This is a genomic window from Saccharothrix deserti (assembly GCF_009769385.1).
Classification (GTDB): Bacteria; Actinomycetota; Actinomycetes; order Mycobacteriales; family Pseudonocardiaceae; genus Actinosynnema; species Actinosynnema deserti.
The window spans coordinates 133128-157853 of sequence record NZ_VKAB01000022.1; the positions used below are offsets into that span (position 1 = coordinate 133128).

General features: G+C 68.7%; 16 protein-coding genes. 5 read left to right on the forward strand and 11 right to left on the reverse strand.

Going from position 1 to position 24726, the window contains the following annotated elements; translation table 11 throughout:
* Positions 1–5: 5 nt before the first annotated feature.
* From FM051_RS31125 to FM051_RS31140, 4 genes are all read right to left on the reverse strand, one after another.
* Positions 6–1808: a glycoside hydrolase family 6 protein gene (locus FM051_RS31125; RefSeq protein ID WP_158849606.1), complete on the reverse strand. Its 1803-nt coding sequence runs from the start codon at positions 1806–1808 to the stop codon at positions 6–8.
* Positions 1809–1984: 176 nt separating this feature from the next.
* A complete protein-coding gene (locus FM051_RS31130; protein WP_158849608.1) occupies positions 1985–3367 on the reverse strand; it encodes a glycoside hydrolase family 43 protein in 1383 nt (460 codons plus the stop codon).
* A 44-nt stretch (positions 3368–3411) separates the two neighbouring features.
* On the reverse strand, positions 3412–4896 hold the full coding sequence (locus FM051_RS31135) for a glycoside hydrolase family 43 protein (protein ID WP_338019508.1): 1485 nt from the start codon (positions 4894–4896) through the stop codon (positions 3412–3414).
* Positions 4897–5034: 138 nt separating this feature from the next.
* A complete protein-coding gene (locus tag FM051_RS31140; RefSeq protein WP_158849612.1) occupies positions 5035–6681 on the reverse strand; it encodes a glycoside hydrolase family 27 protein in 1647 nt (548 codons plus the stop codon).
* 519 nt (positions 6682–7200) lie between these two features.
* On the opposite strand from FM051_RS31140, the gene FM051_RS31145 reads away from it, so the two are divergent.
* The 4 genes from FM051_RS31145 (at position 7201) to FM051_RS31160 (ending at position 14221) form a co-directional block, all read left to right on the forward strand.
* Positions 7201–8700 (forward strand): endo-1,4-beta-xylanase, encoded by a 1500-nt coding sequence (locus FM051_RS31145; RefSeq protein ID WP_158849614.1) that lies wholly within the window; start codon positions 7201–7203, stop codon positions 8698–8700.
* An 80-nt stretch (positions 8701–8780) separates the two neighbouring features.
* Positions 8781–10313 carry a non-reducing end alpha-L-arabinofuranosidase family hydrolase gene (locus FM051_RS31150; protein ID WP_158849616.1) on the forward strand — a complete coding sequence of 511 codons (1533 nt, stop codon included), beginning with the start codon at positions 8781–8783 and terminating at the stop codon, positions 10311–10313.
* 76 nt (positions 10314–10389) lie between these two features.
* Positions 10390–12498, forward strand: a complete 2109-nt coding sequence (locus FM051_RS31155; RefSeq protein WP_158849618.1) for a family 43 glycosylhydrolase — start codon at positions 10390–10392, stop codon at positions 12496–12498.
* Between the two features lie 205 nt (positions 12499–12703).
* Complete coding sequence (locus FM051_RS31160) at positions 12704–14221, forward strand: glycoside hydrolase family 43 protein (protein WP_158849620.1); 1518 nt, start codon at positions 12704–12706, stop codon at positions 14219–14221.
* Between the two features lie 61 nt (positions 14222–14282).
* On the opposite strand, the gene FM051_RS31165 is transcribed toward FM051_RS31160, so the two are convergent.
* The 7 genes from FM051_RS31165 to FM051_RS31200 all read right to left on the reverse strand — a co-directional run bounded on the left by FM051_RS31165 (position 14283) and on the right by FM051_RS31200 (position 23746).
* The gene (locus FM051_RS31165) at positions 14283–15038 is read right to left on the reverse strand and encodes a GH12 family glycosyl hydrolase domain-containing protein (RefSeq protein ID WP_202919106.1); all 756 of its coding nucleotides are present in this window, start codon (positions 15036–15038) and stop codon (positions 14283–14285) included.
* Positions 15039–15259: 221 nt separating this feature from the next.
* Entirely contained in the window at positions 15260–16384 is a 1125-nt protein-coding gene (locus tag FM051_RS31170; RefSeq protein WP_238412775.1) for a ricin-type beta-trefoil lectin domain protein, read from the reverse strand.
* A 76-nt stretch (positions 16385–16460) separates the two neighbouring features.
* Positions 16461–17978: an arabinofuranosidase catalytic domain-containing protein gene (locus FM051_RS31175; protein WP_420803638.1), complete on the reverse strand. Its 1518-nt coding sequence runs from the start codon at positions 17976–17978 to the stop codon at positions 16461–16463.
* Positions 17979–18182: 204 nt separating this feature from the next.
* Complete coding sequence (locus tag FM051_RS52155) at positions 18183–20354, reverse strand: RICIN domain-containing protein (RefSeq protein WP_238412776.1); 2172 nt, start codon at positions 20352–20354, stop codon at positions 18183–18185.
* Positions 20355–20738: 384 nt separating this feature from the next.
* Complete coding sequence (locus FM051_RS31185; RefSeq protein ID WP_158849626.1) at positions 20739–21926, reverse strand: mandelate racemase/muconate lactonizing enzyme family protein; 1188 nt, start codon at positions 21924–21926, stop codon at positions 20739–20741.
* A gap of 116 nt (positions 21927–22042) precedes the next feature.
* Positions 22043–22315 carry a hypothetical protein gene (locus FM051_RS31195; RefSeq protein WP_238412777.1) on the reverse strand — a complete coding sequence of 91 codons (273 nt, stop codon included), beginning with the start codon at positions 22313–22315 and terminating at the stop codon, positions 22043–22045.
* 162 nt (positions 22316–22477) lie between these two features.
* Positions 22478–23746, reverse strand: coding sequence for an ABC transporter substrate-binding protein (locus tag FM051_RS31200; protein ID WP_158849628.1), 1269 nt, complete (start codon positions 23744–23746; stop codon positions 22478–22480).
* Between the two features lie 154 nt (positions 23747–23900).
* Here FM051_RS31200 and FM051_RS31205 point away from each other — a divergent pair, with 154 nt between their 5' ends.
* Positions 23901–24674, forward strand: coding sequence for a FadR/GntR family transcriptional regulator (locus FM051_RS31205; protein WP_158849630.1), 774 nt, complete (start codon positions 23901–23903; stop codon positions 24672–24674).
* Positions 24675–24726 lie beyond the last annotated feature (52 nt).

The following is a 24726-nucleotide window of genomic DNA, read 5'->3' on the forward strand; positions in this document are numbered from 1 at the left end:
TCCTTTCACAGCGCCGGGTACGCGTTCTGGACCAGCGAGGTGAACCCGGCGGGGAACCACACGCCGGCGTGCGGCGCACCGGGCATGGCACCGGTCAGGTTGCGGCCGTTGGCCTGCTCGTCGCCGCGGAAGGCCGGATCGCACATCGGGTCGTGCTGCTTGCCTTCCTCGTTCGGGCCGTCGGTCTTGGTCGCGATGCCGTCGGACTCACCCGGAGGCTTGATCCACACGTAGGCGTCGAAGCCCGCACGCGGCGCGGCGGTGGGCCGTTCACCGATGCCGGAGCCGCTCTGGTTGCACCAGTTGCCCCGGTGGAGCTTGCGGTCGATGCGGCCGGAGTTCACGTACGCGTCCACCGTCGAGCCGCTCGCACCGGTGGGCCGGTTCGGGCCGCCCCAGCCGTTGCGGGAGGTGTCGATCAACATGCCGATGCCGCTGGGGAAACCGGCCGAGATGAACCGGTTACGCATCTCCGCGCCGAAGTCGGCCTCGTCGAAGTACGGGTTCCACTGGTAGAAGGTCGCGGACCGCAGTTGCTGGCTCCCGACGTTCAGGTTCGGGTCGGGCAGGTTGGGCTCGTCGGTCGGCGAGGTGTTGGCCATGTTCGACACGAACCCGTCCACGCTGTTGACGCCCTTGGTGGTGCCCTTGATGGTGTTGGCGATCAACTGCACCGAGGGACCCATGTTCGAGTCCCAGCCCAACCACCCGGAGTGCCCGATGTCCACGTAGTTGTAGACGTTCGGGATCGCGCTGAGCTTGTTCAGGGCGTACTGGATGCCCTGGACGTAGGCACCGCTGGAACTGGCCTCGGCGCACTTGGGCTTGCTCAGGTTCGTCACGAGGTTGGGCAGGGAGTCGGGCTCGACGATCCCGACGATCCGCAGGTCGCGGTACTTCGGGTCGGCCAGGATCGCGGCGATGGGGTCGATGTACTCGGCCTTGTACCGGGCCAGACCGTTCTCGCCGACCTTCAGCTCGCCGTTGGACGCCAGTGCCGCGCAGTCGCGGTTGGGCAGGTCGTAGACGACGACCTGGATCACCACTGGTGTGCCGCCGGAAGACTGCCGCAGCGCCTCGTCGAGGTGACCGGTCAACCCCCGTCCGGCGGTGATGGCGCCGATGCGGTCCATCCACACGGCGGTGGAGTTCTGGGCGACCTTGCGCATGGAGGTGCCGAGGGCACCGCCGGTCGCGTCGGCCAGGCTGTTGACGTTCGCGACGTAGTCGGGGTTCAGATAGCCCTTGGCGCCCACGTACGGGTTGGCCACGTGCTCACCAGGGTTCCCCGGCGTGGTCGTCGTAGTCGTGGTCGTGGAGGTCGTCGTTGAGGTCGATGTGGAAGTCGACGTCGACGTCGAAGTTGATGTCGAAGTTGATGTCGTGGTCGTCGGACCACCGCCGCACGTGGTGCCGTTGAGCTTGAACGACGTGGGAATGGCGTTCGCGCCCGAGTACGAGGCGTTGAAACCGAAGGTCGCGGATGCACCAGTGGGCAGCGCCGCCGCCCAGCCGGGGTTCTTCGCGCTCACGTGCTGACCGGACTGGGCGTAGGTCGCGCTCCAGCCGTTGGTGATCGTCTGGTTGCCGGGGAAGTCCCACTCCAGGGTCCACCCGCCGGAGATCGCGTCGCCGAGGTTCTTGACCGTGACGTTGGCCGTGAAGCCGGTGTCCCACTGGTTGACCCGGTAGTCGACCGAACATCCGGGGGCCGCGCTGGCTGAGGTGCTTGCCAGCACCAGCAGCCCCGAACACAGAGTCAGGGCGGCGGCAGCGGCGCCGCCGCGTGCCAGTTTCGTTGCACTCATTCAGGGTCCTCGCAGCGTCGTTGCTGTGTCGTGGATACGGGTACAGCCATCTCTGGGAGCGCTCCCAGACGCAACTCGAATGTAACCACGCAAACCAGCGCAGTCAATTCTCAGAAATGCTAAAATTGTTAGCGCTAACTTTAGCGAAATCCTTTCGCCAAGCCCCAGGAAGTGCGCTACGCGCCGAACTGCCACCAGTTCACGTTGAACAGGTAACCGCTGCCGCCGCTGAACCGGAGGTAGAGGTCCTGGGTACCCGTCGCGCCGGAGATCGGACAGGAGACGCTCGTCCAGTTCTGCCAGCCGCCGGTGCCGGAAACGCCGCAACGCCCCACCACCGTGCCGGTGGGGCCGCCCAGCCGGACCTCGATGGTGCCGCCGGCGGCGCCGGAGGCGACCCGGGCGCTGAACGTCCTCGCGCCCGTGCCGAACGCGACACCCTTGAGCTTGATGTAGTCACCGTTCTCGATCCAGCCGACGTTCATCCCGCCCTCGGCCGACGGTTCGGTCTCCACGCCCGAGCCCCAGGCGATCGTCTCCGCCTCCTGGCGCACATAGGGGTTGAGCGTGTCCGCCCGGGGTGCGCCGGACGTGGTCATGTTGATGGTCGGGATCGTGCCGTCGGCGTTGTAGGTGAACTTCTCCACCGCCACGGAGCGGGTGAAACCGCCTCCGCCGGGCAGTGCGCCGTTGTGGTAGAAGAAGTAGGAGCTGCCCTTGAAGTCGACGATCCCGGCGTGGTTGGTGAAGCTGGAGCCCTGGGTGGGCATGATCGTGCCGCGGTAGGTCCAGGGTCCGGTGGGACCGGGTGCGGTGGAGTAGGCGATGAACTCCGAGCAGCACTTGGCGGCGAAGACGTTGTAGTACAGGCCGTTGCGCTTGTAGACCCACGACCCTTCCTCGTACAGCGTCGGCCGGTTCGGGTCGCCGGTCCGAGCGCCGAACCCGGCGGTGGTGAGCGGGATCTGGGTGGGGCTGCCCGAGAACGAGATCATGTCTGCGTTGAGCCGCACGTGCCACAGGTTCGGGTTGCCCCAGTACAGGTGCGCTTGGCCGCTGTCATCGATGAAGACGGTCGGGTCGATCTCGCCGTTCTCCACCAGCGGGCGGCCGATCGCGTCGCGGAACGGGCCGGTCGGGCTGTCGGCGACGCCGACGCCGATGGCCATCCGGCCGGTGGCGCGGTTGACCACGGGCACGTACCAGTAGAACTTGCCGTTGCGGTGGATCGCCTGCCCGGCCCACGCGTCCTTGCTCGCCCAGGAGAACGTGGCCAGGCTCATCGGCGAACCGTGGTCGGTCCAGTTGACCATGTCGGCCGACGACCAGACCCGCCACTCCTTCATCGTGAACCAGGTCGAGCCGTCCTCGTCGTGCCCCGTGTAGAGGTACACCCGACCGTTGTGCACCAGCGGCGCCGGGTCGGCGGTGTACATGTGCTGCACGATCGGGTTATCGGCCCTGGCCACCGCGGGGAGGAGCGCCAAGGCGCACAGGACGGCGACGAGCAGAGCACCGGCTCGTCGCGGTGCCGCTGCGGACAACGACGTGGATTTCATCAAGAGCACCTCCAGGTAGGACATCAGTCGGTAGGCACGAGAAGTCAGCCGAGGCCGCGGTAGTCGAACCAGTCGAACGCCGCGACACCGCGCGTGACGTACATGCCGACGACCCGCCCGGCGGCACCGCCGGTGACCTCGGGCGACAGGTACCGACCGTCCAGTTCGGCCAGCGGGCCCGGATCGCCGTCGACGTGGAACGCGATGGTGTCGGGTCCGGCGGGCTCGACGCCGGCGGGTTCGTCGGTCGGGCGCACGAACGACGGCGGCACGAGGTCGGTGGTGCGGGTGACGACCGTGAGCGTGACCGGCCCGGGACGCGTGGTGCGGCTGGCCACGACCTGGCGCACCGGCCCGATCCTGGCGACCACGTCCACCCGGCCGGGCACGACCTCGAAGTCGTAGTGGTGCGCCTCGTCGCGCCGGATGCTCAGACCCGCTCGGGCCGTGCCGGGGTCCATGCGGACCGACACCCGTGAGTCGAGGTGCCCCAGTCGGCGCCCGACGAACGTGCAGCCGGGGCGGTCGAGGGTGTCGCCGGTGGCGCGCAGCGTCAACCAGCCGGGACGTTCGGTCAACGACCAGGACCCGTCCGGGCGACCACGCGGGGAGATCCAGGACGGGGCGAGGACGAACTCGTCGAAGTCGTCGCGCGCCGGCAGCGGTGGGTGCGACTCCCCCGGTGTGGGCCTTTCGGTCCCCTCGTCCACGACGGGCCACTCGTTCTCCCAGCGCACGGGCGTCAGGAACACTTCCTGGCCGAGCACGTGGAAACCCGACGGGTGTTCGCGTGCTCCGGGCCGCACCAGCCACCAGGCCCCGTCCGGTGTGGTGACGAGGTCCGGGCGGCCGATGCTCCGGATCGGCCGTGAGGTGTCGCCGAGGTTGCCCGGCGCGGGTTCGAACGGTCCGCGGGGCGTGCGCGCGCGGGCGACCGTGAGCGCGTGGCCGTGCTTGGACAGCAGGTACCACCAGTCGCCGACGTGGCACAGGCGGGGCGCTTCCGGGTACTGGCGATCACTGCCGCGCCACGTCCGCCATGGACCTTCCAGCACGGTTCCCGTGTCAGGGTGGATGCGCGCCATGTGTCCATCGGACGTGGTGCACCAGCAGTTGCCGTTCTCGTCCCACGCCAGGTCTGGGGCGACACCGGGCAGGTCGATCCACACCGGGTCCGACCACCGCCCCCACGGGCGGTCGGCCGTCACGACGAAGTTGCCGCCCGCCGACATGTTCGTCGCGATCACCCTGAACCGCCCGCGGTGGTAGCGGATGGTGGGCCCGTGGATCCCGCGCGACGCGGGCGTGTCGACGGACAGCCGCAGCTGTTCCGGCCGGCCGAGGGCGTTGCCGACCTGCCGCCAGTGCACCAGGTCGCGGCTGTGGAAGATCGGCACGCCGGGGAAGTACTCGAAGCTGGAGCACACCAGGTAGTAGTCGTCACCGACTCGGCACACGCTCGGGTGCGGGTGGGATCCACCGATCACAGGGTCGCGGCAGGTGCGCACGGTGCTCCTTCCCGGGATCACGGGTGGACGTCGGGCCGATCGGCGCGGGCCGGCCCCCGGTCCCCTCGCGAGGCTTTGCGTGCGAGGGGACCGGAGTCCGGGACCGGGTGCTGCGGAGTGCGCAGCACCGGACGGTGAGCGCGCCGCTCAGGGCGACCGTCAGGCACGGCTCCACTTCTGGTTGTTCTGGCCGTTGCAGGTCCACAGGATCAGCCGGGTCCCGTTGGCGGTGCCGGCCTGCTCGGCGTCAAGGCACAGGCCGGCACGGGTGTTGCGGATGGACCCGTCGGAGCCGAGGGTCCACTTCTGGTTGTCCTGGCCGTTGCACGACCAGGTGATCACGCGGGTGCCGTTGGTGGTGCCCTGGTTGTAGGCGTCGAGGCACTTGTCGCCGAACACCCGGATCTCGCCGCCCGCCCAGCTGGTCCACTGCTGGGCCGCGGCGGTGTGGCAGTCCTGGAGCAGCACGGTCGCACCGGCTGCGGTGGAGGCGTTCTCGATGTCGACGCACCGGTTGGAGCCGACGCCGCGCAGCCGGGAGGTGGTGGCGGAGATCGGGCTGCCGCCGGAGGCTCGGAACGCGGCCACGCCGTGCGCGGGCACGCTCGCCGAGATCGCGCCGGAGGTGGTGGACGTGCCACCGGTCCACAGGTCGGTGAGGGAGAACGACCCACCGGACAGGCCGATCTGGGCGGCGGTGGTGGACACCGTGGCGGTACCGCTGCCCCGGTTGAACAGGCCCACCGCGACCGAGCCGTCGGACAGGGGCTTGGCGAAGACCTCGGTGTTGCCGTCGTCGCGCACCCGCCTGCCACCCGCGCCGAGCTGGTCCTGGTTAACGGCCAGCAGTCGCGGGTTGCGCAGGATCGCGCTGACGTCGGCGGACATGGTGCGGATGTCGTTGCCCGCCATCAGCGGCGCGGCCATCAGCGCCCACAGCGCGAAGTGCGCCCGGGACTCGGTCAGGCTCAGCCCGGGGCGGCCGACGACGAGCATGTCGGGGTCGTTCCAGTGCCCGGGTCCGGACTGGACGGCGAGCGGGGCGGTGATGTCCAGGACGTTGCCCACGCCCATCGGGTAGCTGTTGGTGTTGCCGTTCTGCCAGATGTCCAGCAGGTCCTCGGTGGTTCGCCACAGGTCGGCGATCTCGCCCCAGTTGTACTTGTCACCGGTGGGCGCGTGGAAGCTGTTGGAGTTGATGCTGTACACGATCGGGCGGCCGGTGGCGCGCAGGGCGTCGCGCATGATCGTGAACCGGGCGACCTGCTCGTCGCGGGTGCCGCTGCCCGAGCACCAGTCGTACTTGAGGTAGTCCACTCCCCACGACGCGAACGACCGGGCGTCCTGGACCTCGTGGCCCTTGCTGCCGGTGGAGCCGGGGTGGGTGCCGACGCCCTGGGCGCAGGTCTTCTCGTTGGGCGCCTGGTAGATGCCGAACTTCAGGCCGCGGGCGTGGATGTAGTCGCCGAGCGCCTTCATGCCGCTGGGGAACTTGGTCGGGTGGGCGCGCAGGTTGCCCTGGGCGTCGCGCTGCGGGTCGAACCAGCAGTCGTCCACGACGACGTACTGGTAGCCCGTGTCGCGCATCCCCGAGTTCACCATCGCGTCGGTGGCCTGGCGGACCTGCGCCTCGGTGATGCCGCAGCCGAAGCTGTTCCAGCTGTTCCAGCCCAGCGGCGGGGTGAGCGCGGGACTACCCGGCGCGGCCTGGGCCGCGGGCGCGGTGGGCGCCGCGGTGAACAGGCCCAGTGCCGCGACGGCCGCGACGGCGAGGTGCAGGAGTCGTCTGCGTGTTCCAGTGGACATCGTCGTCCCTTCAACTTCGACCGGGACGCCCTCGGCGTCGGTCACGGAGTCGGCAGAGTGGGGCGGTCGGGACAGGTGCGCGACCGGGGCAGGCGGCGCTCGTCGGGTGGGGGTCACACCCGAAACGGCGCGGCCTTGAGTCAGGCCAATAGAACTATGGGCCCCAGCACACGGTCAAAGCTAAATGTGAGCGCTAACTTTTAGCAGGTTTCCGGGCAGAGTTTGATCAGGTCTTATCAGCGCGCACGCAGGAACAGCAGTCGCGAAGTTGCTCCGTTCAGGGCATCGAACAGCACTTGTCGACCGCTAAAGAACCTCTGCCCATTTTTAGCTGAACCCAACAGTACGAAACAGTTGCGTTACGTCTTGACCGACGGTGTGCCATCGTTCACAGTCAGATGAGCACGACCGCCGCGCGTGACCGTGATTGCCGCGCCCAAATGCGCTTCCTTCACGAGGAGGCTTTCCAAGGTTGAATGTTAGCGCTAACACCCTGCTGTTCGATCCGAAGGACATGTGATGGAACATTCGATACGAGCGGTCATTCGGCCGACGCTCTCGCGTCAGCCGAGAACAACGGCGTTGCTGCTCGTCGTAGGACTGGTCGCCACCATGATGACGATGGCGTTCAACGGCTTCGCCCAAGCGGCGGGCACGACGTTGGCCGCCGCGGCGGCGGAGAAGGGCCGGTACTTCGGCACCGCCGTAGCCGCGGGCAGGCTCGGCGACTCGACCTACGCCGGACTCCTCCAGCGCGAGTTCGACATGGTCACCGCCGAGAACGAGATGAAGATCGACGCGACGGAGCCGAACCAGAACCAGTTCACCTACGGCAACGCCGACCGCATCGTCAACCTCGCCCGCTCCCAGGGCAAACGGGTCCGCGGCCACACGTTGGCATGGCACTCCCAGCAGCCGCAGTGGATGCAGAACATGTCCGGCAGCGCCCTGCGGTCGGCGATGTTGAACCACGTCACCAGAGTCGCCTCCTACTACGCCGGCAAGATCTACGCCTGGGACGTGGTGAACGAGGCCTTCCAGGACGGCAGCTCCGGCGCCCGCCGCGACTCCAACCTCCAGCGCACCGGCAACGACTGGATCGAGGCCGCGTTCCGCGCCGCGCGGGCCGCCGACCCGAACGCCAAGCTCTGCTACAACGACTACAACACCGACGACTGGACCCACGCCAAGACCCAGGCCGTCTACCGGCTGGTCCAGGACTTCAAGCAGCGCGGCGTGCCCATCGACTGCGTCGGCCTCCAGTCGCACTTCAACCCCCAGTCCCCGGTGCCGTCCAACTACCAGACCACCCTGCAGAACTTCGCCAACCTGGGCGTGGACGTGCAGATCACCGAACTCGACATCGAAGGCTCGGGCTCCGCGCAGGCGGCCAACTACGAACGCGTGACCAAGGCCTGCCTCGCGGTGGCGCGCTGCACCGGCATCACCGTGTGGGGCATCCGCGACACCGACTCGTGGCGCGCCTCCGGCACCCCGCTGCTGTTCGACGGCTCGGGCAACAAGAAGCCCGCCTACACCGCCACCCTCAACGCCCTCAACGGGGGCTCCCCCCAGCCCGGGGGCCCCATCGACACGAACGCGTGGTACGTGTTGGTCAACCGCAACAGCGGCAAGGCGCTGGACGTGTACGGCCTGTCCACCACTGACGGCGGCCGCATCTCCCAATGGAGCCGCAACGACGGCAACAACCAACAGTGGCAGTTCATGGACTCCGGCGGCGGCTACTACCGCGTCAAGTCCCGCCACTCCGGCAAGGTCCTCGACGTGCCCAACTCGTCGACCGCCGACGGCGCCGCGATCCAGCAGTGGACCGACCACAGCGGGACCAACCAGCAATTCCGCGCGGTCGAGTCGGGCGGCTACTTCGGGCTGATCAACCGCAACAGCAACAAGGCCGTCGAAATCCAGGGCTCTTCCACGGCTGACGGCGCGAACGTCGTCCAGTACAGCGACTGGGGCGGCGCCAACCAGCAATGGCAGCTCGTCCGCGTCGGCTGATCCCGCATCGCCGCCGCACGGCGGGGGACCTCACCAGTCCCCCGCCTTTCGCCATCCCCTCAAAGAAGAGGAGCACACCCATGGCCAAGTCAGGCCAACACCCACCCATCACAGTTCCACGAGTCCGCAGACACCGCGGCCGCCTGGCCGGTGTCGCCGCCGCGGTCGTCACGGTGCTGCTCGGCGGTCTCGTGGTAGCGCTCGGCGCGGCACCCGCGTCGGCAGCGACCGTCGACACGACCGCCTGGTACGTGTTGGTGAACCGCAACAGCGGCAAGGCGTTGGACGTCTACAACCTCGCCACGAACGACGGCGCGCGGATCACCCAGTGGGCCCGCAACGACGGCAACCAGCAGCAGTGGCAGTTCGTCGACTCCGGCGGCGGCTACTACCGGGTGAAGTCACGGCTGTCGGGCAAGGTGCTCGACGTCTCCAACTTCTCCACCGCCGACGGCGCCGCCATCGTCCAGTGGGCCGACGGCAACGGCACCAACCAGCAGTTCCGGCTCGCCGACTCCGACGGCGGCCACGTGCGCCTGATCAACCGCAACAGCAACAAGGCGGTCGAGGTCCAGGGCGCCTCCACCGCCGACGGCGGCAACGTCGTGCAGTACAGCGACTGGGGCGGCGCCAACCAGCAGTGGCAGCTCGTCCGCGTCGGTGGCGGGACGAACCCCACCACCACGACGACCACGAACCCCGGGCAGTGCTCGCTTCCGTCGACCTACCGCTGGACGTCGACCGGCGTGCTGGCGAACCCGAGGTCGGGCTGGGTCTCGCTCAAGGACTTCACCTACGTGCCCTACAACGGCAAGCACCTGGTCTACGCCACGACCCACGACACGGGAACGTCCTGGGGGTCGATGAACTTCGGGCTCTTCACCAACTGGTCCGACATGGCCTCGGCACCCCAGCAGGCCATGAATATCGGCACCGTCGCGCCCACGCTGCTCTACTTCGCCCCGAAGAACATCTGGGTGCTCGCCTACCAGTGGGGTGGGACCGCGTTCAGCTACCGGACGTCGACCGACCCCACCAACCCGAACGGGTGGTCGGCGCAGCAGGTGCTCTCCACGGCCAGCATCACCGGCTCCGGCACGGGACCCATCGACCAGACGCTCATCGGCGACGGCACGAACATGTACCTGTTCTTCGCCGGTGACAACGGCAAGATCTACCGCCAGGTCATGCCGATCGGGAACTTCCCGGGCAGCTTCGGCTCGTCCTACACGACGATCATGAGCGACACCCAGGCCAACCTCTTCGAAGCGGTCGAGGTCTACAAGGTCCAGGGCCAGAACCAGTACCTCATGATCGTCGAGGCGATGGGCGCGAACGGACGCTACTTCCGCTCGTTCACCTCCAGCAGCCTGAACGGTTCGTGGACACCGCAGGCCGCCACCGAGAGCAACCCCTTCGCCGGCAAGGCCAACAGCGGCGCCACCTGGACCAACGACATCAGCCACGGCGACATCATCCGCAGCAACCCCGACCAGACCAAGACCATCGACCCCTGCAACCTGCAGATGCTCTACCAAGGACGTAGCCCCAACTCCGGCGGCGACTACGGTCTCCTGCCCTACCGACCGGGCCTGCTGACCCTGCGACGCTGACCGCCCCAGGCGCCCCGCACACCCCGTGCGGGGCGCCTGGCCGCACGCCGCCCGAAGCGGCGGGTAAGGAGCTGTCATGTCTGTCCCCGATCAACTCCCACGGCACCTCACGCGCAGACGTGGCCGGTTGTCGCGGATGGCCGCGGTGATGGCCGCGGTCGTGCTCGGAGGCGTGATGGTCGTCTTCGGCTCGGCGACCAGCTCGGCGGCGACCGTCGACACGAACGCGTGGTACGTGTTGGTCAACCGCAACAGCGGCAAGGCGCTGGACGTCTACAACCTCGCCACGAACGACGGCGCCCGCATCACCCAGTGGACCCGCGGTGACGGAGCCAACCAGCAGTGGCAGTTCGTGGACTCCGGCGGCGGCTACTACCGGCTCAAGTCCAAGCACTCCGGCAAGGTGCTCGACGTCTCCAACCGCTCCACCGCCGACGGCGCCGCCATCGTCCAGTGGACCGACGGCAACGGCACCAACCAGCAGTTCCGGCTCGCCGACTCCGACGGCGGCCACGTGCGCCTGATCAACCGCAACAGCAACAAGGCCGTCGAGGTCCAGAACGCCGCCACCAACGACGGCGCGAACATCGTCCAGTACAGCGACTGGGGCGGCGCCAACCAGCAGTGGCAACTCGTCCGCGTCGACGGCGGCGGACCCACCACCACGACGACGACCCCGCAGCAGCCGGGCGGTCAGTTCACCAACCCCGTGGTGTGGCAGGACTTCGCCGACGTCGAGGTCATCCGGGTCGGTGACGCGTACTACATGACCGCGTCGACCATGCACTACTCGCCCGGCGCGCCGATCCTGCGCTCGTACGACCTGGTCAACTGGGAATTCGCCGGCCACTCCGTGCCGTCCCTGGACTTCGGCACGAAGTACGACCTGACCAACGGGCAGCGGGCCTACGTCAACGGCATCTGGGCGTCGACGTTGCAGTACCGCGCCAGCAACCGGACCTACTACTGGGCCGGGTGCATCGACTTCAACGACACCTACATCTACACCGCGACCGGCGTCGAGGGGCCGTGGAACCGGCACGCCCAGATCGACAACTGCTACTACGACGCGGGCATGCTCATCGACGACAACGACACCATGTACGTCGCCTACGGCAACGGCACCATCAGCGTCGCCCAACTGTCCGCCGACGGGCGCAGCCAGGTCCGCGCGCAGCAGGTGTTCCAGACGCCCTCGAACATCGGGACGCTGGAGGGAGCCCGCTTCTACAAGCGCAACGGCAGCTACTACATCTGGCTGACCCGGCCCGCCAACGGCCAGTACGTGCTCAAGTCGGACAACGGGCCCTTCGGCCCGTACACCGTGCGGCAGGTCCTGCTCGACCTGCCGGGCCCGATCCCCGGCGGCGGCGTGCCCCACCAAGGCGGCCTGGTCCAGACCCCGAACGGCTCCTGGTACTACATGTCGTTCGTGGACGCCTACCCCGGCGGCCGCGTACCGGCTCTCGCCCCGATCACCTGGACCGCCGACGGCTGGCCGACCTTGCAGACCGTCAACGGCAGGTGGGGCGTGAACTACCCCTCGCCGCTGCCGACCCGGCCGGTGAAACCCCTCACCGGGTCCGACACCTTCGCGGGCACGACCCTCGGCCCGCAGTGGGAGTGGAACCACGACCCGGACACCTCCAAGTACTCGGTGAACAACGGGCTGAGGTTGCAGACGGCCACGGTCACCAACGACCTCTACGCCGCCCGCAACACCTTGACCCACCGCATCCAAGGCCCCACCTCCACCGCCACGATCGAGCTCGACTACAGCACCATGCGGGACGGTGACCGGTCGGGCCTGGCCATGCTCCGCCAATCGTCGGCGTGGATCGGCGTCAAACGCGAGAACGGCCAGACCCGCGTCGTGATGACGAACGGCCTGGCCATGGACAGCAGTTGGCGCACCACGAGCACCGGTACCGAGGCCGCGAGCGCGGGCATCAGCGGCGGCCGGATCTGGCTGCGGATCAACGCCGACATCCAACCCGGCTCGAACCGGCAGGCCCGGTTCTCCTACAGCGCCGACGGGGTGAACTTCACCGGGCTCGGTCCGGCGTTCACGCTCAACAACGCCTGGCAGTTCTTCATGGGCTACCGCTTCGGCATCTTCAACCACGCCACCCAGGCCCTGGGCGGCTCCGTCACCGTGAGCAAGTTCGACCTCACCACACCCTGACACCGACGAACACCGGGTCGAACGGCGGGCAGTCGCGGCCCCCCCCCCCGGGGGCGCGCGCCACCCCGGGCCCGGCGGTCACCCCTGGGGGCCCCCCCACGCCCCCCGGGGGGGGCGGGCGGCCCGGCCGCCCGCCCGCGTTGGGGGCCCCCGCGACTGCCCGTCCCGGCCGTTCACCCTTCGATCCACTCACAGGAGGCGGGTTTTGCCGCGGTTCTACGACAACCCGGTCATCGGGGGTTTCCACCCCGACCCGAGCGTGTGCCGAGTCGGCGAGGACTACTACCTCGTCTGCTCCAGCTTCGAGTACTTCCCCGGCGTGCCGATCTTCCACAGCCGCGACCTGGTGCACTGGCGGCAGATCGGCAACGTCCTGGACCGGCCGGAGCAACTGCCGCTGCCACCGGACACACCCGCCTCACGGGGCATCTACGCACCGACCATCCGCCACCACGACGGCCGCTTCTGGCTGATCACCACGAACGTCTCCACCGGCGGCAACTTCATCGTCACCGCCGAGCGGCCGGAAGGCCCCTGGTCCGACCCGGTGTGGATCGACCTGCCGGGTATCGACCCCGACCTCGCCTGGGACGACGAGGGCAACTGCTGGGCCGCCTTCCAGGGGGTCGGTGTGGCTCGCATCGACCCCGAGGCGGGCAAGGTCCTCGACGGACCGTGGCCGATCTGGTCCGGCACCGGCCTGCAGTGGCCGGAGGCCCCGCACCTGTACCGCATCGGCGACTGGTGGTACCTCATGATCGCCGAGGGCGGTACCGAGCGCGGCCACACGGTGGCGATGGCACGGGCCCGCTCGCCACGCGGCCCGTTCGAACCCTCGCCGGTCAACCCGATCCTGACCCACCGCGGCACCGACCACCCCGTCCAGAGCACCGGGCACGCCGACCTGGTGACCACCCCGGACGGAGACTGGTGGATGGTGCTGCTGGCGACCCGACCCCGCGGCTTCACCCCCGGCTTCCACGTCCTGGGCAGGGAGACGTTCCTGGTCCCGGTCGAGTGGGTCGACGGCTGGCCGCGCGTCGGCACCGTGGAACTCCGCGCACGCGCGCCACGGGCATGGCACCCCTGGGAGCCCCCACCCGCGCGTGACGACTTCGACGCGCCGGTGCTCGGCCACGAGTGGATCTCGCCGCGCAGCCGGCCGGACACCTCCTGGTCGCTGGCGGAGCGCCCGGGGTGGCTCACCCTGCACGCGACCGGATCGACGCTGGACGCCTCCGGGTGCACCTTCGTCGGGCGACGGCAACAGCACCCCGAGTGCCGCGTGGAAGTGCGGCTCGACCCCGGCTGGGCGCGCGCCGGGGTCTCCGTGCGCCTCGACGAGGCTCACCACTACGACCTGGAAGTGTGCGATGGACGGGTGGAGGTCATCGCGCGCATCGGCCCACTGCGGAACGTCGTGGCACGACGGGCGGTGCCACCCGGCGCGGTCGTGCTCGCGGTGACGACCCGGACCGACGACCTGCTGCCACCTTCGGCGACAGGTGCGCATGACATCGCGCTCGGCACGGCCGCCACGGGGCCCGACACCATCGCCTTCCACCTCGGTGCCGACCTGCTGGCCGAGTTGGACGGGCGCTACCTGTCCACCGAGGTCGCCGTCGGCTTCACCGGCCGGGTGATCGGCATGTACGCCACCGAGGGCAGCGCGTCCTTCGACTGGTTCGAGTACCGGGAGCGGGGCGCCGACGTCCCGGCGTGACGACCGCGGTGGAGCCGTCCGCGGCGCGGCGGCACAGGAACCGCCGCGCCGCGTCGGGTGGTCAGCCCACGTTGGCGTAGTACGAGTGCACGTCCAACTGCCCGTTCCCGCTGAAGACCTCCGTGCCGTGCTGCACGCTGGTCAGGTACTTCTGGTTGCTCAGCCAACCCCGGTTGACCAGGTGCGACGTGAAGTCGCGCAGGTTGAACGTCGCCGAGTCGGTGTTGCTCGTCCGGACGAACGAGTAGACCTCCCAGCCGATGTTGCCCCGGTATAGGTCCCAGTTGGCGCCGGCGATCGACACGGTGGCCTGCCGCGTGCCGACCGGTCCGGCGCCGCCGGCGCGGTAGGTCCAGATCATGATCTCGTCGGACGGGTTGGTGGTGCCGGGGTTGGACATCGGGTGCAGCCACAGGTCATAGGCGACGTTCATGACGTTCGCCGTGTTCTGCCGGACCGTGTAGCTCGCGCCCGTGTTCACCGACCGGTTGTCCGACAACCGAACCGGCAGGCCGGTGCCCGACAGCTTGTTGCCCCAGTGCCAGCCGAGCACCGAACTGGCGTAGGACTTCACCTGACTCGGCCCGCCGCTCCAGTCCCAACTCGTGCCCCACGAGATCGAGCCGCCGGACGACACGTCCCACACGCACTGCCACCCCTGGCCCGAGTCCTGGCCCCACACGTTGTTGTTGACCCAGTACTTGCCCATGGTGATCGAGTAGAAATCTTCGCAGCTGCCGGCCGCCTGCGCGGTGCCGGTCGTCGGCAGGGCCAGTGCGGCGGCGGCCAGCACGGCTACCATGAACCTCTTGAGCACGAAGGTCCACCTTTCTCTTCGAAATTCGGCGGTTAACGCGAACGAAACGCTACGCACCGCTTTTCATTACTGTCAATATCGAATGACAGTCGAATTCCGAATCGAATTGCGAACCCCTTTGGTCGATTCCTGTCGAATACCTCCGGGCAAGCGCCCACCGGGATCCGCGATTCTTCGAATCGCCGTCGAAATACCCGGTGGACGCTTGCCCGGTCTCGCGGTCAGGCCGGGGTGCGCTGGATCCACTGCTGGTTGGGCTGTCCGGTGCAGGACCACACGACCAACTTGGTGCCGTTGCCGGTGCCGAGGTTGTGCGCGTCCAGGCACAGGCCGGACTGCACGTTGGTGATCGTGCCGTTGGCGTTGACGTTCCACTGCTGGTTGGTGTCGCCGTGGCAGTCCCAGATCACCACCTGCGTGCCGTTGGTCGTGCCCCGGCCGTAGGCGTCGAGGCACTTGGTGCCGTAGACGACCAACTGCCTGCCGGAGTTGTGCGTCCACGACTGGTTGGGCTGACCGTGGCAGTCCCACAGCTGCAGCTGCGTGCCGTTGGCGGTCGACGAGCCCGGCACGTCGAGGCAACGGCCCGAGGGCACGCCGACGACCTGCCTGCCCTGCGCGGCAACAGGGTCACCGATGCTCCCGGGCACGGAGCGCAGCGCGTTGTACCAGGTCGCGGCCATCTTGTCGTAACCGGTGGCGGTGGGGTGGACGCCGTCGATCAGGTCGGCCGTCGTCAACGCGGCGTGCATGTCCACCAGGCGCACGCGCTTGCCCGCGTTGACCTTGCTCTGCACGATGCCGGGGATCGCGGCGTTGTAGGTCCGGACGGCGGACTCCTGCCCGGGGTTGGACAGCGGGGTGATCGTCGCGACGAACACGTCGGCGTTCGGCACCGTCGCGGTGATGCGATCGACGAGCGCCGACAGTCGGGCGGGCGCGTTGGCGAGATCGCGGTTCTGGAGGATGTCGTTGGTGCCGATGTGCAGCAGCACCGTGCGCGGGGTCGTGTTCCGGAGCCAGGTGGCGACGTTCGCGTCGATCTGGTCGATGCGCCAACCCAGGTGGCCCTGGTGGTCGTGGTCCCCGAGCGAGGCGGGTCCGTTGAACTGCGAGCCGACGAAGTCCACCCGGTAGTTGCCGGACCCGAACCGCTGCCACAGCCCGATCCGGTAACCACCGGGCACCTGCGTCCCCTCGGTGATGGAGTCGCCCAACGGCATGACCCGCACGCCGCCGTTGGATTCCGCGGCGGCGGGACCGGCGGGCAGCAGCGCGGCGGTGACCAGTGCCGTGGTGACCAGTGCCGCGGCACCGGCGGCGAGTCTGCTGAGGCGTTGTCGCACTTGTACTCCTAGGGGTGAGCTGCGGTCCGGCACGACGTGCCGGACCGCTGTCGGATCACGAACGCTCGTGCTGGGATCAGTTGAGGCCCCACTGCTGGTTGGCGCCGCCGTGGCAGGTCCACAGGTTCACCTGTGCCCCGTTGGCGGTGGACGCTCCGGACACGTCCAGGCACAGGCCGGACTGGGCGCCGGTGATCGTGCCGTTGGAGTTGACGTTCCACCGCTGGTTGGCCTGGCCGTTGCACGACCAGATGACCACCCTCGTGCCCGCGGTCGTCCCTTGGCCGTACGCGTCCAGGCACCTCTGGGCGGTGCCTTCGTACACCGCCAACTGGCCCGACGCCGTGCGGGTCCACTTCTGGTTGGCGCCGCCCTGGCAGTCCCAGATCCGGGCCTGCGCGCCCGCTGTCCCGTCCGGCACATCGAGGCACTTGCCCGCGCCCACTGCGCGCACCGAGCCGCCCGGGGTGGTGCTGCCACCGGTGGTGTACCCGGCCGCGATGATGTTGGCCTGCACCGCGTTCTCGGTCGCGTCGGACGGGTAGCCCGCGACCATCGCGCCCTCGTAGAAGGTCCCCGCGCTGAGGTTCGCGCCGCCGTCGGGCTTGCAGCAGTCACCACCGCTGCCCAGGATGATGGCGCCCTGCTTCTTCATCGGGCTGTACCCGTTGGGCAGCGCGCCGTCCCACAGCGTGGTCAGGTTGCCGACCTGCGCGTCGCTGCCCTTGAGCGCGAACCGCGTGGTCCCGTTGTTCTTCAGCATCGCCGTGACGAACTTGCTGGTGAAGGCGCGCTGGTTCGGGTTCCACGACTGGCTGCCGCCGGGGAAGAGGCCCCATTCGAGATCCGCCTGGACCCAGGGACCGGTACCGGAGCACCCGCCGAACCAGCACTGCGTGCTGAAGTTGATCGCGTCCATCGCGCCGGCCGCGTCGGCTTTCCGGGTCGTCTCGCTGTTGCCGTAGTCGAAGCAGCAGCCGCTGTTGACGTGCGTGCCGCTGGTCACCATGTACATGCCTTCCGGCGCGGCGCCGGTCGGCACGCCCGTCAGGTGGCCGTCCCGCCAGTAGCTGTTGCCGGGGTTGATGTAGAGCGAGTAGGCCTTGCTGCCGCCGACCGCCAACGACTCGGAGGTCGCGACCGCGGGCCTGCTCTGGGGCGACCCCGGAACCACCGCCGATCCCTGGTACCACAGGTCGTTGCCCCGGCCGGACTGGTCGTAGACCACCGTGATGACACAGGTGGTGCCGGCGCAGAACGAGTCCTGGGTCGCCGCGTTGGCCGTACCGCCCTCGGCCAGCAGACCGATGTCCCGCGTCGTGTTGTCCGACGAACGTCTGACCTGGTAGAGGTTACCGGCGTACGAGCCGTAGAGCGCACGCGTCGTGCTGTGCGCGGCCACGCAGGGCGTACCACCCGAAGCGTAGATGTCACACGGCCCCGTGCCGGCCGCCGACGCGGTCACCGGTGCGGACCACGTCAACACGGCCGTGGGCAACAGGGCCAGTGCCATTACGACACGCGCGCGCACCGCCGCCGGCGAGCGCCACCAACGCTTCACAGAACCCGCTGGGGAAACGGGTAAAGGCTGCATTTCTACTCCTACGACGATGTGGGAGGGCAGGGAGAGCGGCGACGGTCGTGAACGCGGGCGCGCCGCGTACGCGGAATGGGCGAACGGATCAGCAGTGCAGGGTTTCGAACCGTTTCGATCAAAAGACGACGGTAGGTGCTAAAACAGGGCTAAAGCAACGGTTCCGACGCGGAGGCCGGGCGGGCCGGCCTCCGCGCGGTGGGCTCAGTTGCGCGTGCTCCACTGCTGGTTCGTGCCGCCGTGGCACGACCAGAGCTGGATCAAGGTGCCGTTCGCGGTCCCGTTGCCGCTGGCGTCCAGGCACAGCCCGGACTGCACCCCGGTGATGGTGCCGTTGGCGTTCACGTTCCACTGCTGGTTCGTGCCGCCGTGGCAGTCCCAGATGATCGCCGCGGTGCCGTTCGCGGTCCCGGCGCCGCTGGCGTCCAGGCACTTGTTGCCGTTCACCATCAGCTGCTTGCCGGAGGTGTAGGTCCACCGCTGGTTGGTGGCGCCGTTGCAGTCCCAGAGCCGGGCCTGGGCGCCGTTGGCGCTCCCGCTCGCGACCTCGGCGCAGCGGCCCGACTGGGTTCCCACGAGCATGGCGTTCTGCGGGCCGGTGGTGCCACCGCCCCCGGGCCCGGCGTTGGCCATCACGGCCTGCGCGCCGGACGGCCAGTTGCCGTTGGTGACGACCGTGTTGCCGGACACCACGTTGCCACGATCACCATTGGTCACGTTGGTGCTGCTGTTGGTCGACCAGTTGTTGGTGAGCGTCCAGTTGCCCATGTTCTCGCCACCCCAGTAGTTGGCCGTGGCCCACGTGCCGGTGTTGGAGAAGACGTTGCCCGTGACGGAGTAGTACTTCGAGCCCTCGTCGAAGTAGACCCCGAAGTAGCCGTTGGTCCGCAGGCAGTGGTTGCCGCTGATCGAGGCGTTCGGGTTCCACGACAGCGTGTAGATGCACCCGCCGTCGTTCATCTGCTGCATGACGTCGTGGATGTAGTTGTTGATGAGCCGGTTGTTGGACGCGGTGGTGGCCGTCGTGTAGCGCGGCTGGTAGTTGTACAGGCCGCGGTTGGCGTAGTTGTTGTTGCCGCCGGCGTCGTTGGCGCCCCAGCCGTACCCGATCGACATGCCGGAGTACGGCATGTTGTAGACCTCGTTGTGGGACACGGTGGCGGTGCTGACGTAGGTGTTCAGCACCGAGACGTTGCCCCGGTACTCGATGCCGAGGTCGTGGATGCGGTTGTAGCTGACGGTGATGTCCCGGTTGACCATCCGCTGGTCGCTCGGGTGGTGCGCGTCGGCGCGCACGCCACCGACCACGATGCCGCCGGCCGAACTGCGGGCGATCTCGGACCGCGTGACCGTGATGTTGCTGGCGCCGAGGCCGACACCACTGGCGTGGGCGTTCGCGTCGTTGCCGATGCCGATGGCCGTCTGGCCCAGGTTGACGAACTGGGACTCGCTGAAGGTGATGTTGTTGGCGGCGGAGACCTGCACGGCGGCGGGCATCTGGTTCCAGTGCGGTCGCGCCGCCTCGAACTGGGTGCAGCCGTTCTGGCACGAGGTCAGCCGGTCGGCCGGCCAGTTCCAGTTGCCCGCCATGTAGGCGCCGGTCTGCTGGTCGGCGTACCCCTGGTTGCTGCTGGGGCCGAGCCAACTGGTGCCGGTGAACGTGATCCCGCTGAACGAGATGTGGTGCGCCGGCGCGTCATAGGTGCCACCGACGTCCACCAGCGACTGCAGCACCGGCAACTCCACGCTGACGGTGCTCATGTTCTGCCCGGCCAACGGGATGTAGGACAACGCGCCCGTCCCCGGGTTGAGGTACCACTCCCCCGGCGCGTCCAGGAACTCGTACGCGTTGGCCAGGTAGAAGGGGCCCGCCCGGTGCGGCTGGCTGAGCGTGTCGTACCCGTAGGTGTTGTTGTTCCACGCGGGCTGCTGCATGGTGAGGAAGTTCCCGCTGATGCTCTGCACCGGCGAGTACCGGTCGGTGAACGAGTTGACGCTCTCCACCTCGACCCGGTTCTGGTTGCCCAGGTTGTTCAGGTAGTTGAGCGCGGCGTTGGAAAATCTCATGCCCGTGCTGGCGAAGGTGAAGTCGGCCCGGTTCACCTGCGTGCGCGCCCGGGTCGCGATCGCACCGTTGACGTACAGCTGGCGCGAGTCGATCCCGGTGGGGACGTTGGCCCGCCAGATGTTCTTGCCGGCGTCGACCACCGACCAGCCGGTGACGGCGCGGGCACCGCTGATCACGGGACGCGCGGACGGGGCCGCCTGCCACAGCACGCGGTAACCGTTGTTGCCGGAGTCCGCCGCGGTCAGCCGCAGCGGCTCGGAGAGCCGGTACACCCCGTCGGCCAACTGCACGACGATGTCACCGGACATGCTGCTGTTCTGCGACCGCACCGCGGCCTGGGCGGCGGGCAACGAGCACGGCTGGGCGGAGGAACAGCTGGTGCCGGTGCCGGAAGGCGACGCGTAGAGGGTCGTGGTGGCAGCGGATGCGGGAGGAGCGAGGGCCACCGCCGCGACGGCGGCGGTCAACACCACAGCGGCAACGCCGGCCGACACCGGCCTTCGCACCGCAGAGGACGAGGACGCGAACAAGGAGACCTCCTGGCATTGGAATGTGTTGTGCGGCGGCCGGTCGAGGTGGCGGATGGGCACTTCGTTGTGGCGCAGGCGGTTCAGCCGGGTACTTGGCCACTGCCACGGCGCATGGGGCGCACCTGGACACGCGACCTTGACGTGGTCGTCACGACGTGTCGATCACGACGGCAAGGGATCCAGGCGATCGGGAGTGACGGTGTCCCGCACCACCGCCAGCAGGCGCTGTCCGGCGCGTTCCGGCCGGACGTGGGGACCTTCGGACACCGGGACGGTGAGTCGGCGACGGGACGCGGCAATCGCCTCTTCGTCGACGCGGACGCCCAGCCCCGGGCTGTCGCCCAGGATGAACGCCCCGTTCTCGACGTGGAGGTCGACCGAGATGCCCGACGGCGGCTGCAAGTCCTGCAGCTCGCTGACCAGGTGGTTCGGCACGGACGTCGCGGCGTGCAGCAACCCGACCGGCGTGTTGCCGATGGGGCTGACGGGCAGGTCGTGGGCGTGTGCCAGGGCCGCGACCCGCAGGAAGTGGGTGATGCCCCAGACCGCGGCCGTCTGGACGACGTCGACCGCTCCGGCCGCGATGAGCGGGCGGAACTGTTCGAGCCCGGTGAGGTTCTCCCCGGTGGCGACCGAGGCGCGGATTCCGCGGCTGACGGTCGCGTGGCCTTCGGCGTCCCACCGCCGGACGGGCTCCTCGATCCAGGTCAGGTCGAGTGTCCGCTCGAGTTCGCCGACGTGGCGGACGGCCTGCTTGCGGGTCCAGGTCTCGTTGACGTCGAGCATCAAACCCGGCCGTGTGCCGCGACCGGCGTCGGTGAGCACATCGCGCACCAGGATGAGGCGGTCCCGGTCCCGATCGACGTCCAGACCTCCCTTGATCTTCGCCACCCGCAGTCCGCGGTCGGCGTAGGTCTCGTACAGCGCCACGAGTTCGTCGTCGCCCAGCCCGATGTCCACACCGGAGGCGTAGGCGGGCACGCGGCGGGCACGTCCGCCGAGCAGTCGCCACAGCGGTTCGCCGGCGGCCTGCGCTTTGATGTCCCACAGCGCGGTGTCCAGGGCGCCGATGGTGCCGAACACGGCGCCCGCGTGGCCTGCTTTGAACGTCTGGCGCAGCATCCGGTCGTAGAGGGCCGTGACGCCGCGCGGGTCCTCGCCCTCCAAGGCGGCGAAGATCAAGTCGATCTCCACGTGTGGTCCGAGTCCGACGCCGGTGATGCCCACGTCGGTCTCGACGACGACGATCGGAACCCGGACGAGGCCGTCGGCGAAGACGCCGTTGGCGTCGCCGACCGGCCGACCCCAGTCCTGGACGGTGGTGAGGGTCCGGTAACCAGTGATGCGCATTTGTCAGCCCTTCGTGACCCCCGCGGTGACGCCGTCGACGATCTGGCGCTGCAGGAACAGGTAGACGACGAGGACGGGTACCGCGACGACCCACTTCGTCAACCGGCGACCGGCCATCAGCCCTCCCTGCCCGCACGGCGCAGGACGGCGATCTCGGCCAGCCCCACCACGAGCATGATCAGGAACAGCGCGGTCGACGCCGCGGAGGCGAGCGCGGGTTGGTTCATCTGTCCCTGCTGGACCCAGATGTAGTACTCCGGGAGGTAGGTGGACGCCTCCGGACCGCCGCTGGTCATCACGAACAGCAGACCGAACATCGACGTCAACATGCCGATCATCGTGGTCACGAAGACGAACTGGATCGTGCGGGACAGGACGGCCGGCGCCACCAGGACGAACGGCGCCAGGCGCTCGACCCTTGACCCGCGACGGGTTCGCCGCGAGAACGGCCTGCCCGGTCGCCGCCCCGCCGCTCCGGCGACCACTTCCCCGTCGGTCCGCCCGGCCACTTCCGGGCGGACCGAGGACGGGGAACCTCCGGACGGCACGGATCAACTCGCCTTGTCGGAGTCGGCCAGCTGCGCCACGGCCTCGTCCGCGGTGATCGAGCCGCTGAGCAGTTGCTGGGAGAGGCGACCCATCAGGTCGACCGTCTTGCTGGACAAGGCGACGTGCAGGGCGGGCTTGCCGGTCTTGATCCCCGCGGTGATCGTGGTGACGGCCGGGCCGCCGGCGGAGACGTCGATGGTGGTGTCGGACGCGATCGCGCCCGCGTCCGCGTAGAAGGCCTTCAGCGCCTCGGACGACGTCAACGACCGCACCAGGTCCGCGGCCAACTTCGGGTCCTTGGTCCACTTCGCGACCGCGTAGCCGATTCCACCGTCGTACGGCAGGCTCGGCGTCGCCGCGGGGTTGACCACCGGCGCCGCCATGACGCCGACGTCGCCCGGGTCGAGGAACTCGGCGAAGTCCTTCCAGTGCCCGATGTCGGACATCAGGCCGATGACGTGCGCGGCCTTGCCCGACTGGAAGACCGCGAACGCGTCGTTGAACATCGCGGTGGAGTTGACCCCGTCGTTGTTCAGGCCGGCGTCGTTGACCTGCTTCCAGAGTTCGAAGATCCGCTTCACGTCCGGCGAGGCCCAGTTCCGCTTTCCGGCGATCCAGTCGTCGTACTCCTTCGGCGTGAGCACCGCCGAACCGACGCTGGACAGGAAGAACTGGATGCCGATGCCTTCCTTGTTGCCCACGCCGAAGCACTTGGCGCCGGTCTTCTCGGTGATGGCGCCGCAGTTCTCGACGAAGTCGTCCCACGTCTTGGCTGGCGCCTCGGGGTCCAGTCCCGCCTGTTCGTACAGCGCCTTGTTGTAGTAGAGCGGGTGACCTTGCAGCGTCACCGGCGAGGCATAGGTCTTCCCGTCCCGGGTGAACGCCTCCCAGCCGGCCAGCCGCTGCTTGTCCTGGGCGACGTAGGAGTCCAGCGGCACCAGCGCGTCGACCCGGTCACGGAGCTGACCGCCCCCGTTGAAGAGCATGACGTCAGGCCCCTTGCCGGACTGGATCGCCGCCCCGAGCAGCGTGTAGTACTGGTCGAACGGCTGCGCCACGAATTCGACCTCGGTGTCCGGGTGGCTCTTCGCGAAATCGGCCTTCGCCTTGTCGAGATACGCGGCCACATTCGCATCGCCGGACTTCCAGTCCCAGACCACCAGCTTGTCGCCCGAGCTGCCGGAGGATCCCGGCGCCGTGGCGCTTCCGCAGCCGGACACCAGGGCCAGACCCAGGACCAAGGCAGCCGACCACAGTGCGCGCTGCTTCATTGCTGCTCACTTCCCCAGACGGCGGCCGGGCGATCTACGCGCTCGGCGCGATTGTGATCACAAACTAATTCGTATTACGTATGACGTCAACGGTGCTACGTATACTTGCCGCAGCCCTGAAAGCACCGGGGCGCATGGCGCAACCGGAGGAAAGATGACCGCAGCGGGCCGGCGACCGGCCGAAGACGCACCCGCACCTCCGGAGTGGGCGCGTCGACCGACCAACCTGGCCAAAGCGGTCACCGCGGAACTCGTGGGGCGCATCGTCCGGGGCGTCCACCCCTCCGGGACGTCCTTGCCGCCCGAGCCCGCACTCGGCGAGGCCTTCTCGGTCAGCCGGACCGTCATCCGCGAAGCGGTGAAGATCCTCCAGGAGAAGGGCCTGGTCCAGGTGCGCCAAGGCGCCGGCACCATGGTAACCCCGCCCGCGATGTGGAACATGCTGGACGAACTCGTCCTCGCGGCCACCATCGCCGAAGACGAAACGCTGGCCGTGCTCGACGATCTCGTGGTCACCCGGCGGCTCCTCGAATCGGACATGGCCCAGGTCGCCGCCCGCACGGCCGACCAGGACACGATCGACCGGCTACGTGCCCTCGTGGACCGGATGGACCAACTCGTCGACGACCCCGTCGCCTACCGCGAGCGGGACCTCGCCTTCCACGACACGATCATGCAGGCATCGGGCAACCGCATCGCACGGGGCGTCGTGCGCTCCCTGGAGAGCCAGGTCAGCAACACCGCTCGCTACACGGGCAGGAGCGAGCGAGCGTTGTGCGTGGCGTCCAACCAGGGACACCGCCGGATCTACGAGCGGATCGCGGCGCACGACCCGGCAGGGGCCGCCGACGCCATGTTCACCCACATCACCGAAGCGTGGTTGGTGCGCCGTACCGACAACGGAGACCCGAGCCGCCTGGAGCGCTAGGCGGCCACTCGGCGACATCACCCCCCTCGCACAGCCACTCCGCTGAGTCGTC